Raw genomic sequence first — 14069 nt, 5'->3', positions numbered from 1 at the left:
GCGCGCCTTCCCCGACTCATCGCGTGAATACGCTTCGTCCGGGATATTCGGCCTGGGCACCCAGTTCCTCCTCGATGCGGATGAGCTGGTTGTATTTCGCCACACGGTCGGAGCGCGACAGAGCACCGGTCTTGATCTGCCCTGCCCGCGTGCCGACGGCGAGATCGGCAATGGTGATGTCCTCTGTTTCGCCGGAGCGATGCGAGACCACCGCGGTATAACCCGCATCCTTGGCCATGCGGATCGCTTCGAGGGTCTCCGTCAGCGTACCGATCTGGTTGACCTTGATCAGAATGGAGTTGGCCACCCCCTGCTCGATACCGCGAGCCAGAATCTCGGTATTGGTCACGAACAGATCATCACCGACCAGTTGCACCTTGTCGCCGAAGCGCTCGGTAAGCAGCTTCCATCCGGCCCAATCATCCTCGGCCATGCCATCCTCGATGGACACGATGGGATACTGCGCGACCCAGCCTGCCAGATAGTCGGCAAAAGCCGCCGCATCGTAGCGCTTGCCTTCGGAGGCCAGGACGTAGGCACCGTGCTCGTAGAATTCCGAACTGGCCGCATCCAGCGCCAGGGCGATGTCGTCACCGGCGCTGAAACCGGCCTTCTCGATGGCCTCAAGAATCGCGTGTATTGCCGCTTCGTTCGACGGCAGATTGGGTGCGAAACCGCCCTCGTCGCCCACCGCGGTGGACATGCCCTGCTTGCTCAGCACGCTCTTGAGCGCATGGAAGACCTCCGCGCCGTAGCGCACCGCCTCGCTCAGGCTCGGCGCGCCCACCGGCACGATCATGAACTCCTGCAGGTCCACACTGTTGTCGGCGTGTGCGCCGCCGTTGATGATGTTCATCATGGGCACCGGCATAGTCAGCGTGCCGTTGCCTCCCAGATGGCGGTACAGTGGCAGCCCCGCCTCGGCCGCGGCGGCCTTGCTCAAAGCCATCGACACTGCAAGCAGTGCGTTGGCGCCCAGACGCGACTTGTTCGGCGTGCCGTCGAGTTCGATCAGGCGCCGGTCGATGCCGGTCTGGTCGCGTCCGTCGAGACCGAGCAGATCCTCGCGTATCTCGCCATTCACATTGGCTACTGCCTGGCGCACGCCCTTGCCGCCGTAGCGTTGCGGATCGCCGTCGCGCAGTTCGACCGCCTCGCGCGTCCCGGTGGAGGCGCCGGACGGGACCGCCGCGCGCCCTTCGGCGCCGCTGGCGAGACGCACGTCGGCCTCGACGGTCGGGTTGCCGCGCGAATCAAGCAGTTCGCGGGCGCGAATATCGACGATCTCGGACATGTTCGTGAAGCCTCCTTGCCAAATCCTGCTGAACGGTTAAACGCCTGTCGCGGTCAGATCGGCTTCCGCCAGAGGCGCCGCCTTGACCGTCGCATCGAGCGCAACGAGAAGTTCGAGCAACGAAGCCATGCGCGCAAGTGGCCAGGCATTCGGACCGTCACTCAATGCCCGATCGGGATCGGGGTGGGTCTCCATGAACAGGCCGGCTACGCCCGCCGCAACGGCGGCCCTGGCCAGCACCGGGACGAACTCTCGCTGCCCGCCCGAGGCCGTCCCCTGGCCGCCAGGAAGTTGCACCGAATGCGTGGCATCGTAGACCACCGGGCAACCGGTATCGCGCATTACCGCGAGGGAGCGCATATCAGAGACGAGATTGTTATAGCCGAAGGATACGCCACGTTCACAGACCATGATTTGCTCGTTTCCGGCCTCGCGCGCCTTGTCGACCACGTTGCGCATGTCCCAGGGTGCGAGGAATTGGCCCTTTTTGATATTGACTGGCAGCCCCTGGCTGGCGACGTTGCGAATGAAGTTGGTCTGGCGGCACAGGAAGGCGGGCGTCTGCAGCACGTCGACGACCGCCGCGACCTCGCCCAGCGGCGTATCTTCGTGCACGTCCGTCAGCACCGGCACGCCGATCTGCTTGCGCACCTTGTCCAGGATCGTGAGCCCCTGTTCGATGCCCGGACCGCGGAAACTCGCCCCGGACGAACGGTTGGCCTTGTCGAAGGAGGACTTGTAGATGAACGGAACACCCAGGCGGTCCGTCAGTTCCTTGAGCTGTCCCGCCGTATCCAGCGCCAGCGCCTCGCTTTCGATCACGCAAGGCCCCGCGATCAGGAACAGCGGATGCTGCAAGCCGACTTCGAAACTGCACAGTTTCATGCCGACTTCGCCGTCTTGGTCTTGCATTCGCCGTGGTACTCGCGAGCGGCGCGCACGAAGCCGCTGAACAGCGGATGGCCGTCGCGCGGCGTCGACCTGAACTCGGGATGGAACTGGCAGCCGAGGAACCAGGGATGATCCTTGAGTTCGGTCATCTCGACCAGCGAGCCATCCATGGACGTTCCCGATATGACCAGGCCCGCCTCGCTCAACGGCTCGCGATACACATTATTGAACTCGTAGCGGTGGCGGTGGCGCTCGACGATCACGTCACTGCCGTAGACTCGATGCGCCAGGCTGCCCGGCTCAAGCCTGCACTCCTGGGCGCCGAGACGCATGGTGCCGCCGAGCTCGGATTCCTCGTCGCGGCGCTCGATACGGCCGGTGTGGTCCTGCCACTCCGTAATCAGGGCGATCACTGGATGCGGCGTGTCACGGTCGAATTCGGTGCTGCTCGCACCCTTGAGCCCGGCGATATGGCGGGCGAACTCGATCACCGCCACCTGCATGCCAAGACAGATGCCCAGGTAGGGCACCTTATGCTCGCGCGCGTATTGCACGGCCAGGATCTTACCCTCGATGCCTCGGCTGCCGAAGCCACCGGGAACCAGAATAGCGTCGAGATCGGCGAGCAGATCGGTGCCATCCACCTCGATCTGTTCCGAGTCGATGTAACGGATGCGCACTCGCGTCTGAGTGTGGATTCCCGCGTGGGTCAGAGCCTCATTGAGCGACTTGTAGGACTCCTTCAAATCGACGTACTTGCCGACCATGCCGATCACCACTTCGGCTTCCGGGAATTCCATGGCGTTGACCACGTTCTTCCAGTCCGACAAATCCGCCGGTGGCGCATCGAGATGGAACTTGCTTACCACCAGTTCGTCGAGGCGCTGAGCATGCAGCCAGAGGGGCAATTTGTATATGTTGTCCACATCAATGGCGGAGATCACCGCCTTTTCCTCGACATTGGTGAACAACGCGATCTTGCGCCGTTCCCCTTCCGGCAACGCTTCCTTGCTGCGGCAGATCAGGATGTCGGGCTGAATGCCGATCGAACGCAATTCCTTGACCGAGTGCTGGGTCGGCTTGGTCTTGATTTCACCGGAAGTCGGCAGATACGGCACCAGAGTCAGGTGAATGAACAGCGTGTTCTCGCGCCCCAGCTCCACGCCCAACTGGCGAATCGCCTCAAGAAACGGCAGCGACTCAATGTCTCCCACCGTACCGCCGATCTCCACCAGCGCGATATCGGCGTCATCCGCACCCTCGCGGATACAACGCTTGATCTCATCGGTAATGTGCGGGATGACCTGCACCGTACCGCCCAGGTAGTCTCCGCGGCGTTCCTTGCGGATAACGTTCTCGTAGATCTGGCCAGTCGTGAAGTTGTTGCGCTCGGTCGCCTTGAAACGCACGAAGCGTTCATAGTGTCCGAGGTCGAGGTCGGTCTCCGCACCGTCGTCGGTGACGTATACCTCGCCATGCTGGAACGGACTCATGGTGCCCGGATCGACGTTGATATAAGGGTCCAGCTTGAGCATCGAAATACTCTGCCCCCGGGCTTCCAGAACAGCGCCCAGCGAAGCGGCCGTAATACCCTTGCCCAGGGAGGAAACCACTCCGCCGGTAATGAAGACAAAACGTGTCATAAATTTGCGCCTGAGGGCGAAAGAAGGGGATGTTCGAGAGAAGATTTATGGCGCGCGAGTTTACCAAACTGCACCCGTGCCCACAATTGAGGAACCTGTTCCGCAGACCCTGGAGGGTTGTTGGAACGGATTCCGATCCAACCTCGTGCTGCGTACGGCTTCATCGCGCAGCCCGCATCACCATCAGTAGGTCCTCGGGAGTGATCCCTGGCATATCGAGCTGGAGTTCGGCAAGCGCCCGCGCCAGGCTTGAACGCAAGCCCTCGTCCTCCAGCGGTGCGCCGACCAATGCAGCGGCGAGCCGTTCCACCCCGCTTTCCGGTAAACAAGTGAAGTCGCCGCTGAGTTCGAGTCCGGCGATGACTCCGTCATGCACGAGCATACGCACCCGCAGCAGCCCGCCCGCTGCCTTGTGGGATGCCTCCGCGATATGCGTATCGTTGGAAATCTTCACCCGCCCGGGCGTGAAACGGCGCCCTCGACGATAGTTCCACTCCGGATCGCGCATACGCTGCTCCCACTCATTGATCGCTTTCAGCTCCCTCGGCGTGGGCTGGGACGGCACCGGCGTCGCCCCCAGGCTCGTTTCCACCTCTTGGAGAAAGGCCTCTTTGACCGCCTCGCGCTCCGGCGGCATGCCGAGTTCGCGTCTGAAGGACGTGATGTACTCGCTAAGGCTGTCGTAGAGCTTGTCGCGAAATTTTTCCGACGGCACGCGCAGGCAGCGGCTCATGTGCTTGGCATCAAAATCGAACATAAAACTGCCCACCATGACAATGGCCGAGTCGAAAGTTGCAGCCCCGGTGCCGCCGATCTTGCGGCCGTTCACCTGTATATCATTGATCGGACGCATCTCGGCCTGGATGCCGAAGCGGCGATAGGTGCGCACCACTGGCTCGATGAACAGTTCATAAAGCTCCTGGGCGAGATGCAGACCGTGTTGTTCGGGATAAATGAAGTGAAAGAACAACTGGTGATGGTCCAGGTAGACCGCACCGCCACCGACGTAGCGACGAACGATCGGCAGCCCGTGCATCGAGCAGTAGTCTTCGTCGACCTCCTGTTCGATATTCTGATGCGCGCCGACGCAAACGTACGGCTCTCGAGGAAACGCCAGACTCAACACCGGCGTGTCGTTCATACGCATGGCGCTCGCCACGCCATGATAAACCGCCTGCGACCGCAGCGCCGGCAGCGGGCCAAAGTCGAGCACACGTAGCGGATGCATCGGAACCTCCCTGGGCGAAGCGCCGGACGGGATCATTCGCTCCGGCGCAGGGATTTTCAGTGCCGCCTCACTTCATCCACGTTTGGCGAAGGTTTGTGATCAGCGGTATGGGAAAATAAAGCGCCAGACCAACCAGCGCTATGCCACCGGCAAAATAGAGCATGTCCAGCGGTTTGTCGAAATGTATCCCCAAGGCGTGTTCGAACAATTTGACGATGAGAATTCATCAGCACGACCTTGCCCAATCGAGCCTTCAAGTCTTTCGGGCTTTTTATGAACAACACGCGCGAACCCATTTCGGAGTTCTCGGCCTCGTCGATTTTGCTCGCGAAAAACTCATAAAGCTTCGGCGCGAATATCAGCGGCATGGTGACCAGCAGATAGCCGCCAAGGATACCGGCCACGTGGGCCATGGTGGAAGCCCTCACCCCGGGACGCCGGCGTTGCCCAGGTCGGGCGAAGCGTAGTGCCCCAAATGCAGGATCATGTACCACGCACCCACCGTCGCCGCGTAGAACATCGCCAGCGCCAATGCCAGACTGGTGATTACCGCGACGGGCATCACCAAGTGAAAAACCTTCGGAGACTGCTTCGAGCCACTTCATGCCGCCGAGAACCTCTGCCTGCTTGGGATTGGTGAGCGCTATCGCTGTAGCGTGATAGCGTTCACGAATCCAGCTCTTCGCACAACCAGTAACCGATCACCTCATGCAATTGCTCCCCCACATAGAGCAAGGGGATACGGTCACGCTCCCAAGGCGGCACCCCGGCTTCCTGCAGCATCGACTTCAGTGCACGCGAATGCGCCGTGCCCCTAACCCGGCAGCGCTCGCCCCCGCGCCTGAAACGAATACTGATCGCCCGCCCCGCCCGTCTTAGACCTTCGACATCAGCACGCAAATCGGCCACGCAAAGCCTGCATCCGAGGTGGGGAAGATCAAGCGGATCCCCGTTCAAATCCCAGTCGATGACCTGAGTGGGGTCGTGCGGGGACAGCGGTGTCATAGCGTACAGCGCACCCCGATAGCGGCGCAATTCGCCGCCAGGCCAGCGCAGGTGCGGCTGCGCGTCCGTCGCGGCCGCGAGCACCCGACTGCGCACCTGCTCCAGGCGCGCGGCATTGGGCGCAGGAAGCCCCTTGTCCGTCAACCAGACTCGCAGAACGTTATGCAAGCGCGCTCGACTCAGCACACGCAGCGCGGATACGCTGAGCGCCCCCGGTTCATCTGCCGCAACGGCCTCCATATCAACCCGCCCCAGGGTCGCCGTCAGTTCCAGAGTTTCGGCCTGATGCCCGGCGGCGCGTGCAAGCGTGCGTCCTGCAGCAGGCCAGCGCGCCTGGAGTGCCGGCATGATCCGGTGACGCAGATAGTTGCGTGCGGGGTCGAGCGAGCTGTTGGAAGGATCCTCGATCCACCCCAAACCCCGACGTTTCAGGTATTCCTGCAATGTCTCACGCGTTTGACCCAACAGTGGTCTTGCGTGCCAGCCTTTTCCGAACGGTACGAGGGGAGGCATACCGGCAAGACCCGCTGGCCCGGCACCGCGCAGCAATTGCAGCAGCAGGGTTTCAGCCTGATCGTCGCGGTGATGCGCGGTCAGCACGACGTCTCCCGGACGCATCTGTTGCGCCAGAGCCTCATAGCGGGCCGAGCGTGCTGCCGCCTCGGGCCCCTGCTCCGACATCCGCTGCACACTCACGCGCAGCAGCTGAAACTGCGCGCCGGTCTGGCAGGCCACGTCTGCGCATCTCAAGGCCCATTCTTCGGCCTGAGGCTGCAGCCCATGGTGAACATGCAGGGCTATCACCTCGCGGCCCAGACCGTCGAGCGAGGTCAACGCATGCAACAGCGCGTAGGAGTCCGCGCCGCCACTGAAACCGATCAACCATCGCCCGCTATCGGGCAGCTTTCGCAGTTCGAACGCCAGCGCTTCCGCATCGAAGCTCTCCACGCGGCTTCGCACGCTCATTGCGTTTGCCAATGAACCCGATTGCGCCCCGACTGCTTGGCTTTGTACAACGCCCGGTCGGCCCACTCCAGCAGACGCGAAACGCTGGTGTCCATCCCTGCTGTGCAGTATGCCGCTCCGATGCTGACCGTCACCTCGAGACTTCCAGCTTCCGCGTCCCTGTATGGAGCCTCCTGCACAGCGCGGCAAATGCGGCTGGCGACCTCTTCCGCCTCATCCAACCCGGCCTCCTCCAACAGCACGCAGAACTCCTCACCTCCGAGACGTCCGAAACGATCGTTATTCCGCAACTGCGCGCTGACCACGGCAGTGAAGTGCTTGAGCACCCTGTCACCGAACATATGGCCGTAGCGATCGTTGAAAATCTTGAAATGGTCCAGATCGAGCAACAGCAGCGCATACGACCGCTGATACCGACGACATCGCCGGATTGCATCGTCGATCTGGTTCAGAATCGTGCGGCGGTTACCGATCCCGGTGAGTTCGTCCGTGGTAGCGCGATATTCCAGTTCGCGCTCGAGCGTACGGCGCTCGGTGATGTCGCGCCAGATTCCCTCGACTCCGACGAAGGCTCCCTCCTCGTCGTACAAGGCTCGGGTGCTGATCGAGATATCGATGACTCGGCCGTCCTTGCATACCATCTGTCCGGGAAAATCCCGTACTGCACCTTCCCGCAGAATAATTTCACGCAGAGCCTCACGATCTTCAGGATCGGGATAGAAGTCGGCCGCCGGACGCCCGATGATCTCCTCCGCTTCGTAGCCAAGCACATTGCGCACCGCAGGACAGACCAGACGCGTGATACCCTCAGCATCGGTGCGATAGAAAACGTCCTGCATGTTCTCCAGCATACTGCGGAAGTTTTCGTCGCTTTCACGCAGGCGCTGCTCCATCTCGGAGCGGGCCGTCATGTCCATAAACACCGCCAATAAACCATTTGTGTCGCCGACGGGCTGCGTCACGCTGGTCAGCCCCAGGACGCGCAGCTTGCCCTTGGCGGTGTGAATGCGAAATTCGGTGGGAGGATTGTGCTGACGCCTCGCCTCGGCGCGACGGATGCGAGCGGTGATACGGGCCTGATCCAGCGGGTGGATGAACTCCATGACCGAGCGGCCGATCAATGCCTCGGCGCTGTCACCCTCGAGCAAGACCACCCCCGCAGGATTGATGTAGCACATGCGGTCGCCGACGAACAGAACGACCCCGGCTGGGAGATTATCCAACAAATGCTGAGTATCGGGCCCCGCGATGATCATTGTCCGGGCAAAACATCAGCCAAGAGCGCTATAGCTCATGAGCCGCTCATAACGGCGTTCCAACAGCTTCTCGACGCCTTGCTCGCGCAACTTGTTGAACGTCCGTTCCAGAGCCTCTCCAAGATGCGTGGCCATCGTTTCCGGATCGCGGTGCGCGGCGCCCGCCGGCTCCGGAATCACTTCGTCGATGAGTCCCAGCGAGCGCAGCCGCCCGGAGGTAATGCCCAGGGCCTCGGCAGCATCCGGAGCCTTCTCCGCGCTCTTCCAGAGGATAGAGGCACAGCCTTCGGGCGAAATCACCGAATAGGTGCTGTACTGCAGCATCATCACGTGGTCACCGACTCCGATCGCCAGCGCGCCGCCAGAACCGCCTTCGCCGATCACCGTGCAGATAATCGGCGTGCGTAGTTTCGACATCTCGAACAAATTGCGCGCGATAGCCTCGCTCTGGCCCCGTTCCTCGGCACCGACGCCGGGATAGGCGCCGGGCGTGTCGATAAAGGTCATGATCGGCAGCGAAAACCGCTCTGCCATCTGCATCAGACGCAGCGCCTTGCGGTAGCCTTCCGGGCGAGGCATGCCGAAGTTGCGCCTGACCTTCTCCTTGGTGTCGCGCCCCTTCTGATGACCGATTACCATGACCGGATGGTCGCGAAAACGCGCGAGACCGCCGACAACGGCCGCATCGTCGGCATAGGCGCGATCGCCGGCCAGTTCCTCGAAATCCGTGAACAAATGCCCGATGTAGTCCAGCGTATACGGACGACGCGGATGACGGGCGACCTGCGAAACCTGCCATGGCGTCAGATTGGCGAAGATCGACTGAGTCAATCCGCGAGCCTTCTTCTCCAACTTGGCGATCTCTTCGCCGAGATTGACCTCGTTGTCATTGCCGACGTACCGCAGCTCCTCGATCTTGGCCTCAAGTTCGGCGATCGGCTGTTCGAAGTCTAGAAAATCAGGGTTCATGCGCGTTGGGTCGTCCGCTTGTGCTTATGAAAAGATGGCGCATTGTACGCGCCGAGTCTACCAATGTCAGGCTAGACCCCGCTATCGGAGCGGATGGTGAAGGCAAAATCCAAGGCTCCCTGCCAAGATCTTTAGGGCCTCTGTTTGCATTATTGCAGGAGCCGCTTTTCGTGACCCGCTAGACCCCGAAAGTGCTTTATAGCCCGAGTTACATGCGCGAACGGCAACGCCCTGGCGCCCGACAAGTGGCCTGGGGTTCTTCGGGTTGTGCCCGCCTAAGCGCCACTCGGCGTTGCTTGTCGTATATTTAGAGTAGCCAAACTTCTCTCCTCTCGCCTTGATTGACGCTCGGGCAGACGCAACGGCACACCACGCAATAATGTGAACAGACTCTAAGGATAACGGAGATCCCGAGAACCGGTGATTGCAGCGCAGCCCGTACACCTCGGGAGCTGAATCACGCTCGCACCCCTGCCCCGCCGTTGAACGAAGAGCTATTCAGAGTGGCATTCCATCAACGTCCCTGCTCCCCATTCGCATACCGCAACCGAACGTTGTCGCCGCCGGCCAGCATCTGCAGCCGATGAAGCAGTTCATCGCTGGGCCGCACCCGCCAATTATCGCCCAACGCCAGACGCGCCTGGGCCCAGCGGTTGCGATAGCGGATGTTGATACGGCAGCCCCCCTGGCGAAACGGTTTGAGAATGTGCTCGAGTTCACCGATGAAACCATTCAGGCTACCTTCGTTGCTGACGGTGAGTTCGAGATCTCGGGCGAATTGCGCACGAGCCTGTTCGATGCTGAAAATCCGCCTTGCCGTCACGCGCTGACGGCCACTGAAATGATCGACGCTGATTCCGGCCTCGATCACCAGCAGACTGTCCTTGACCAACAGGTCGGCATAGGACTGATGCTCCTCTCCGAACACGCCGACATCAAGCCGCCCCGTTCGATCATCCAGCGTCACGAACGCGAAGCGGCCCGATGACCCGTTACGAACGGACAGACCTACCACCAGACCCGCGACGATGACCATGCGCTCCTTGCGCTCACCTCGTCCACGGCCGCTGTCGCCGGCATCGTCGCGTAGCCAAGTCTCGATCGGAGCGGTCACCATATGGCGCAGTTCTTCGGTATAGCGGTCGATCGGATGCCCGGTCAGATAAAGCCCGAGCGTCTCCTTCTCGGCGCGCAGGCGTTCGTCTTCCGCCCACTCGGGCAACCGTTCGGGCTGTCTGCTCAGCTCAGCCGACGGCTGCGCGCCGAACAAATCCACCTGCCCCAAATCCGCATCCCGCCGATGCTGCTCGGCGGCCTGAACGGCTTCCGGCAGATGCGCCATCAGCGAGGCTCGGTTGTGACCGAGCGGATCGAGAGCGCCGCCGCGAATCATCGCTTCCAGCACGCGTCGGTTGACCTTCTGGCCGATCATGCGCCGGCACAGATCGTCGAGATCGGCGAATTCACCGTTGCCTCGCCGTTCCTCCAGCATGCTGCTGATGGCCGACTCACCGACCCCCTTGATCGCTCCCAGACCGTAAAGGATGGTGCTCTCGTCCAGCACGGTGAAGCGGTAATCGGAACGGTTGATGTCCGGCGGCAATACGCTCAGGTCGAGGCGCCGGCATTCCTCGATCAGATTCACCACCTTGTCGGTATTGTCCATGTCCGCGGACAGCACTGCCGCCATGAAAGCGGCCGGATGGTGCGCCTTGAGCCACGCGGTCTGATAAGACAGCAGCGCGTAGGCGGCCGAATGCGACTTGTTGAAGCCGTAGCCGGCGAACTTCTCCATCAGATCGAAGATGTAGGTCGCAACATCCGCGTTCACGCCGCGCCCGACCGCTCCCTCCATGAAGATTGCGCGCTGTTTGGCCATCTCCTCGGGCTTCTTCTTGCCCATGGCACGGCGCAGCTGGTCGGCGCCGCCCAGCGTGTAGCCGGCCAGCTCCTGCGCGATCTGCATGACCTGTTCCTGGTACAGGATCACGCCGTAGGTCGGCTTGAGGATTGGCTCCAGCGCGGGATGCGGGTATTCGACCTTGGCCCGTCCATGCTTGCGGTTGATGAAGTCGTCGACCATGCCCGACTGCAACGGACCCGGGCGGTACAGCGCAACCAGCGCGACGATGTCCTCGAAATTATCCGGCTGCAAGCGTTTGATCAGCTCCTGCATGCCGTTGGACTCTAACTGGAACACCGCCGTAGTCTGATGGCGTTTGAGCAGATCGTAGGTCGCAACATCGTCCAGCGGCAGCAGGTTGACGTTGAGCGGCTCCTCGCCCTCGCCGCGACGCCGATCGATGTTCTGTACCGCCCAGTCGATGATAGTCAGCGTGCGCAGGCCGAGGAAGTCGAACTTGACCAGACCGATCGACTCGACATCGTCCTTGTCGAACTGGGTGACCAGGCTCCCTCCACCCTCTTCGCAGTACAGCGGCGTGAAATCCGTCAGCGCGCTGGGGGCGATGACCACGCCGCCGGCGTGCTTGCCCGCGTTGCGCGCCAACCCCTCCAAGCTGCGCGCCAGTTCGATCAAGGCGGCGACTTCCTCTTCTTCCTCGCAAGCGCGCCGCAGTTCCTCCTCCTGCTGCAGCGCCTTCTCCAGCGTCATGCCGATTTCGAAGGGGATGAGTTTGGCGATCCGGTCGACGAAACCGTAGGGATGGCCGAGCACACGGCCCACGTCGCGTACCACCGCCTTGGCTGCCATGCTGCCGTAGGTGATGATCTGCGACACCTGGTTGCGGCCGTAGCGTTCGGCCACGTAGTCGATCACCCGGTCGCGCCCCTCCATGCAGAAGTCGACGTCAAAGTCGGGCATCGACACGCGCTCCGGATTGAGAAAGCGCTCGAAGAGAAGGTCGTAACGCATTGGATCAAGGTCGGTTATCTTCAGCGCATACGCAACCAGGGAACCCGCTCCCGAACCACGCCCCGGCCCCACCGGCACATCGTTTCGCTTGGCCCACTGGATAAAGTCGGCGACGATGAGGAAGTAGCCCGGAAAACCCATCTGGATGATGATGTCGAGTTCGCGTTCCAGACGCTCGTGATACGGCGCCGTGCGCTTGTCGAAATCAACCGCCGTCCGATCGAACAGCATGTCCAGACGGGCCGCCAGCCCCTGCTCCGACTCATGACGCAGGAAATCTTCTGTGCTCATGCCTTCCGGCACGGGGAACTGCGGCAGCACCGTCTTGCCCAGAGTCAGTTTGACGCTGCAGCGCTTGGCGATCTCGACGCTGTTCTCCAACGCCTCGGGCAGGTCCGCGAATAAGGCCCGCATTTCCTCCGCGGAGCGCAGATACTGCTGCTCGCTGTAACGCCGCACACGGCGCGGATCGGCCAGAACGTCGCCATCGCGGATGCACACGCGCGCCTCATGCGAATCGAAATCCGACGACTGCAGAAACCGCACATCATTGGTCGCGACCACCGGCGTATCGGTCGCCGCAGCCAAATCGACCGCGGCATGCAGATAATCCTCCTCGCCCTCGCGTCCGGTACGCTGGACCTCAAGGTAGAAGCGGCCGGGGAACAGCCCCAGCCACTGCTCCAGCAGCGCGCCCGCGTTACCCTCGTTGCCGGCCAGCAGCGCCCGGCCGATGTCGCCGGTACGCCCTCCGGACAAGGCGATCAATCCGTCGCTGGCACCATCCAGCCAGGCGTAGTCCAGCATCGGCACACCGCCGTGCTGGCCTTCCTGGTAACCGCGCGAGATCAGGCGGGTGAGATTGCGGTAGCCGTCATCGTCCTGGCACAGCAACAACAGGCGCCCCGGTGGGTCGGCTTCCAACGCACCCGCTGCGGGAGGGCGGCGAATCCACGTGTCGACACCGACGATGGGCTTGATCCCGTGACGTTGCGCGGCGTCAGACAGTCATCTCGCGTACTTCCTCACTTCGGAGGGTGAAAAACAAAGGCGGAACCGGCCGGCTGCGCACAAGCGGATGGCACACAGGACAGCGCCAAAGGCACAATGTACGCCACGCATTCACAAGGAGCACACCGTGCTGCGCGATTTCCTCATCGGCCTCGGCTACGTCATGCGCGGCCTTCGCCTGATCGGCCAGCCCGGCCTGCGGCGTTACGTCATCCTGCCGCTTACGATCAACGTCGTCGTCTTCGCGACTGCAATCTACTGGCTCGTACGCATGCTCGACACGATCATGCAGCGCTACATTCCGCAGTGGCTGAGCTGGCTGGAGTGGCTGCTATGGCCCTTGCTCGCCGTCGGTTTCGCCGTGGCGGTATTCTACACCTTCACCCTGATCGCGAACCTCCTCGCAGCGCCTTTCACCGGCCTGCTGGCCGAACGCGTGGAGCAGCGCCTCGGCGGCCGCCCGCCGAGCGCGGAAGCCAGCCTGTGGGGCAATCTGCGCAGCGCACTGCTGGCCGTTCGCGTGCAGGGCGCGGCTCTGCTCTACATGCTGGCCTGGTCCATACCGCTGATCCTGCTCGGCTTCGTTCCCGGCATCGGCTTGCTGTTGGCGCCGCTATGGATGGTGTTCTCCGCCTGGATGCTGGCACTGGGCTATCTGGCGACGCCGACCGGCAACCACGATTTCGATTTTCGCCGTAACCGCGCCCTGGTCGCCGACCACCGTGCGCTTGCCCTGGGACTGGGCACGGGCATCACCGCGCTGACCGTGATCCCGGTGCTGAACTTCCTGGCGCTTCCCGCGGGCACGGCCGCAGCCGCAGCCTTGTGGACGGAAAAGCTTTCCGCTCAGATGAATTTGAACCGATCAGCCGGCAATTAGTCCTATTTGTCGGCAAATACGAATTTCCCCACGCATCCGCTCATCGATATG

General features: G+C 62.0%; 10 protein-coding genes and 1 pseudogene. 1 reads left to right on the top strand and 10 read right to left on the bottom strand.

Annotated features, from left to right (window positions below; all coding sequences use genetic code 11):
• Nucleotides 1-16 precede the first annotated feature (16 nt).
• From eno to dnaE, 10 genes and pseudogenes are all read right to left on the bottom strand, one after another.
• Complete coding sequence (gene eno, locus P8014_RS03000; RefSeq protein WP_337815821.1) at nucleotides 17-1294, bottom strand: phosphopyruvate hydratase; 1278 nt, start codon at nucleotides 1292-1294, stop codon at nucleotides 17-19.
• A gap of 36 nt (nucleotides 1295-1330) precedes the next feature.
• The gene (gene kdsA / locus P8014_RS02995; protein WP_337815875.1) at nucleotides 1331-2179 is read right to left on the bottom strand and encodes a 3-deoxy-8-phosphooctulonate synthase; all 849 of its coding nucleotides are present in this window, start codon (nucleotides 2177-2179) and stop codon (nucleotides 1331-1333) included.
• Nucleotides 2176-3828, bottom strand: a complete 1653-nt coding sequence (locus P8014_RS02990; protein WP_337815820.1) for a CTP synthase — start codon at nucleotides 3826-3828, stop codon at nucleotides 2176-2178. Before P8014_RS02990 ends, kdsA begins: the two co-directional genes overlap by 4 nt.
• A gap of 160 nt (nucleotides 3829-3988) precedes the next feature.
• Nucleotides 3989-5056, bottom strand: a complete 1068-nt coding sequence (locus tag P8014_RS02985; protein ID WP_337815819.1) for a lipoate--protein ligase — start codon at nucleotides 5054-5056, stop codon at nucleotides 3989-3991.
• A 56-nt stretch (nucleotides 5057-5112) separates the two neighbouring features.
• Nucleotides 5113-5469, bottom strand: coding sequence for a YqhA family protein (locus P8014_RS02980; RefSeq protein WP_337815818.1), 357 nt, complete (start codon nucleotides 5467-5469; stop codon nucleotides 5113-5115).
• 11 nt (nucleotides 5470-5480) lie between these two features.
• Nucleotides 5481-5618, bottom strand: coding sequence for a hypothetical protein (locus tag P8014_RS02975; RefSeq protein ID WP_337815817.1), 138 nt, complete (start codon nucleotides 5616-5618; stop codon nucleotides 5481-5483).
• Between the two features lie 104 nt (nucleotides 5619-5722).
• Complete coding sequence (tilS, locus tag P8014_RS02970) at nucleotides 5723-7027, bottom strand: tRNA lysidine(34) synthetase TilS (RefSeq protein WP_337815816.1); 1305 nt, start codon at nucleotides 7025-7027, stop codon at nucleotides 5723-5725.
• Complete coding sequence (locus tag P8014_RS02965) at nucleotides 7024-8250, bottom strand: diguanylate cyclase (RefSeq protein WP_337815815.1); 1227 nt, start codon at nucleotides 8248-8250, stop codon at nucleotides 7024-7026. The genes tilS and P8014_RS02965 overlap by 4 nt, the downstream gene beginning before the upstream one ends.
• Before the next feature lie 48 nt (nucleotides 8251-8298).
• On the bottom strand, nucleotides 8299-9252 hold the full coding sequence (gene accA, locus P8014_RS02960; RefSeq protein ID WP_337815814.1) for an acetyl-CoA carboxylase carboxyl transferase subunit alpha: 954 nt from the start codon (nucleotides 9250-9252) through the stop codon (nucleotides 8299-8301).
• Between the two features lie 514 nt (nucleotides 9253-9766).
• Nucleotides 9767-13126: pseudogene (gene dnaE, locus P8014_RS02955) on the bottom strand (DNA polymerase III subunit alpha); the annotation flags it as partial.
• 139 nt (nucleotides 13127-13265) lie between these two features.
• Here dnaE and cysZ point away from each other — a divergent pair.
• Nucleotides 13266-14018, top strand: a complete 753-nt coding sequence (cysZ, locus tag P8014_RS02950; protein WP_337815813.1) for a sulfate transporter CysZ — start codon at nucleotides 13266-13268, stop codon at nucleotides 14016-14018.
• Nucleotides 14019-14069: the final 51 nt, after the last annotated feature.

Origin of the sequence: Acidihalobacter sp. (genome assembly GCF_037381185.1) — a bacterium.
GTDB lineage: Bacteria > Pseudomonadota > Gammaproteobacteria > DSM-5130 > Acidihalobacteraceae > Acidihalobacter_A.
The sequence above is the reverse complement of the archived record's forward strand: the minus strand, read 5'-3'. Positions and strand labels throughout refer to the sequence as shown.

Coding starts and splice junctions, on each gene's coding strand:
- eno (WP_337815821.1), bottom strand. CDS start 1,294: ATGTCCGAGATCGTCGATATTCGCGCCCGCGAACTGCTTGATTCGCGC.
- kdsA (WP_337815875.1), bottom strand. CDS start 2,179: ATGAAACTGTGCAGTTTCGAAGTCGGCTTGCAGCATCCGCTGTTCCTG.
- P8014_RS02990 (WP_337815820.1), bottom strand. CDS start 3,828: ATGACACGTTTTGTCTTCATTACCGGCGGAGTGGTTTCCTCCCTGGGC.
- P8014_RS02985 (WP_337815819.1), bottom strand. CDS start 5,056: ATGCATCCGCTACGTGTGCTCGACTTTGGCCCGCTGCCGGCGCTGCGG.
- P8014_RS02980 (WP_337815818.1), bottom strand. CDS start 5,469: ATGGCCCACGTGGCCGGTATCCTTGGCGGCTATCTGCTGGTCACCATG.
- P8014_RS02975 (WP_337815817.1), bottom strand. CDS start 5,618: ATGCCCGTCGCGGTAATCACCAGTCTGGCATTGGCGCTGGCGATGTTC.
- tilS (WP_337815816.1), bottom strand. CDS start 7,027: ATGAGCGTGCGAAGCCGCGTGGAGAGCTTCGATGCGGAAGCGCTGGCG.
- accA (WP_337815814.1), bottom strand. CDS start 9,252: ATGAACCCTGATTTTCTAGACTTCGAACAGCCGATCGCCGAACTTGAG.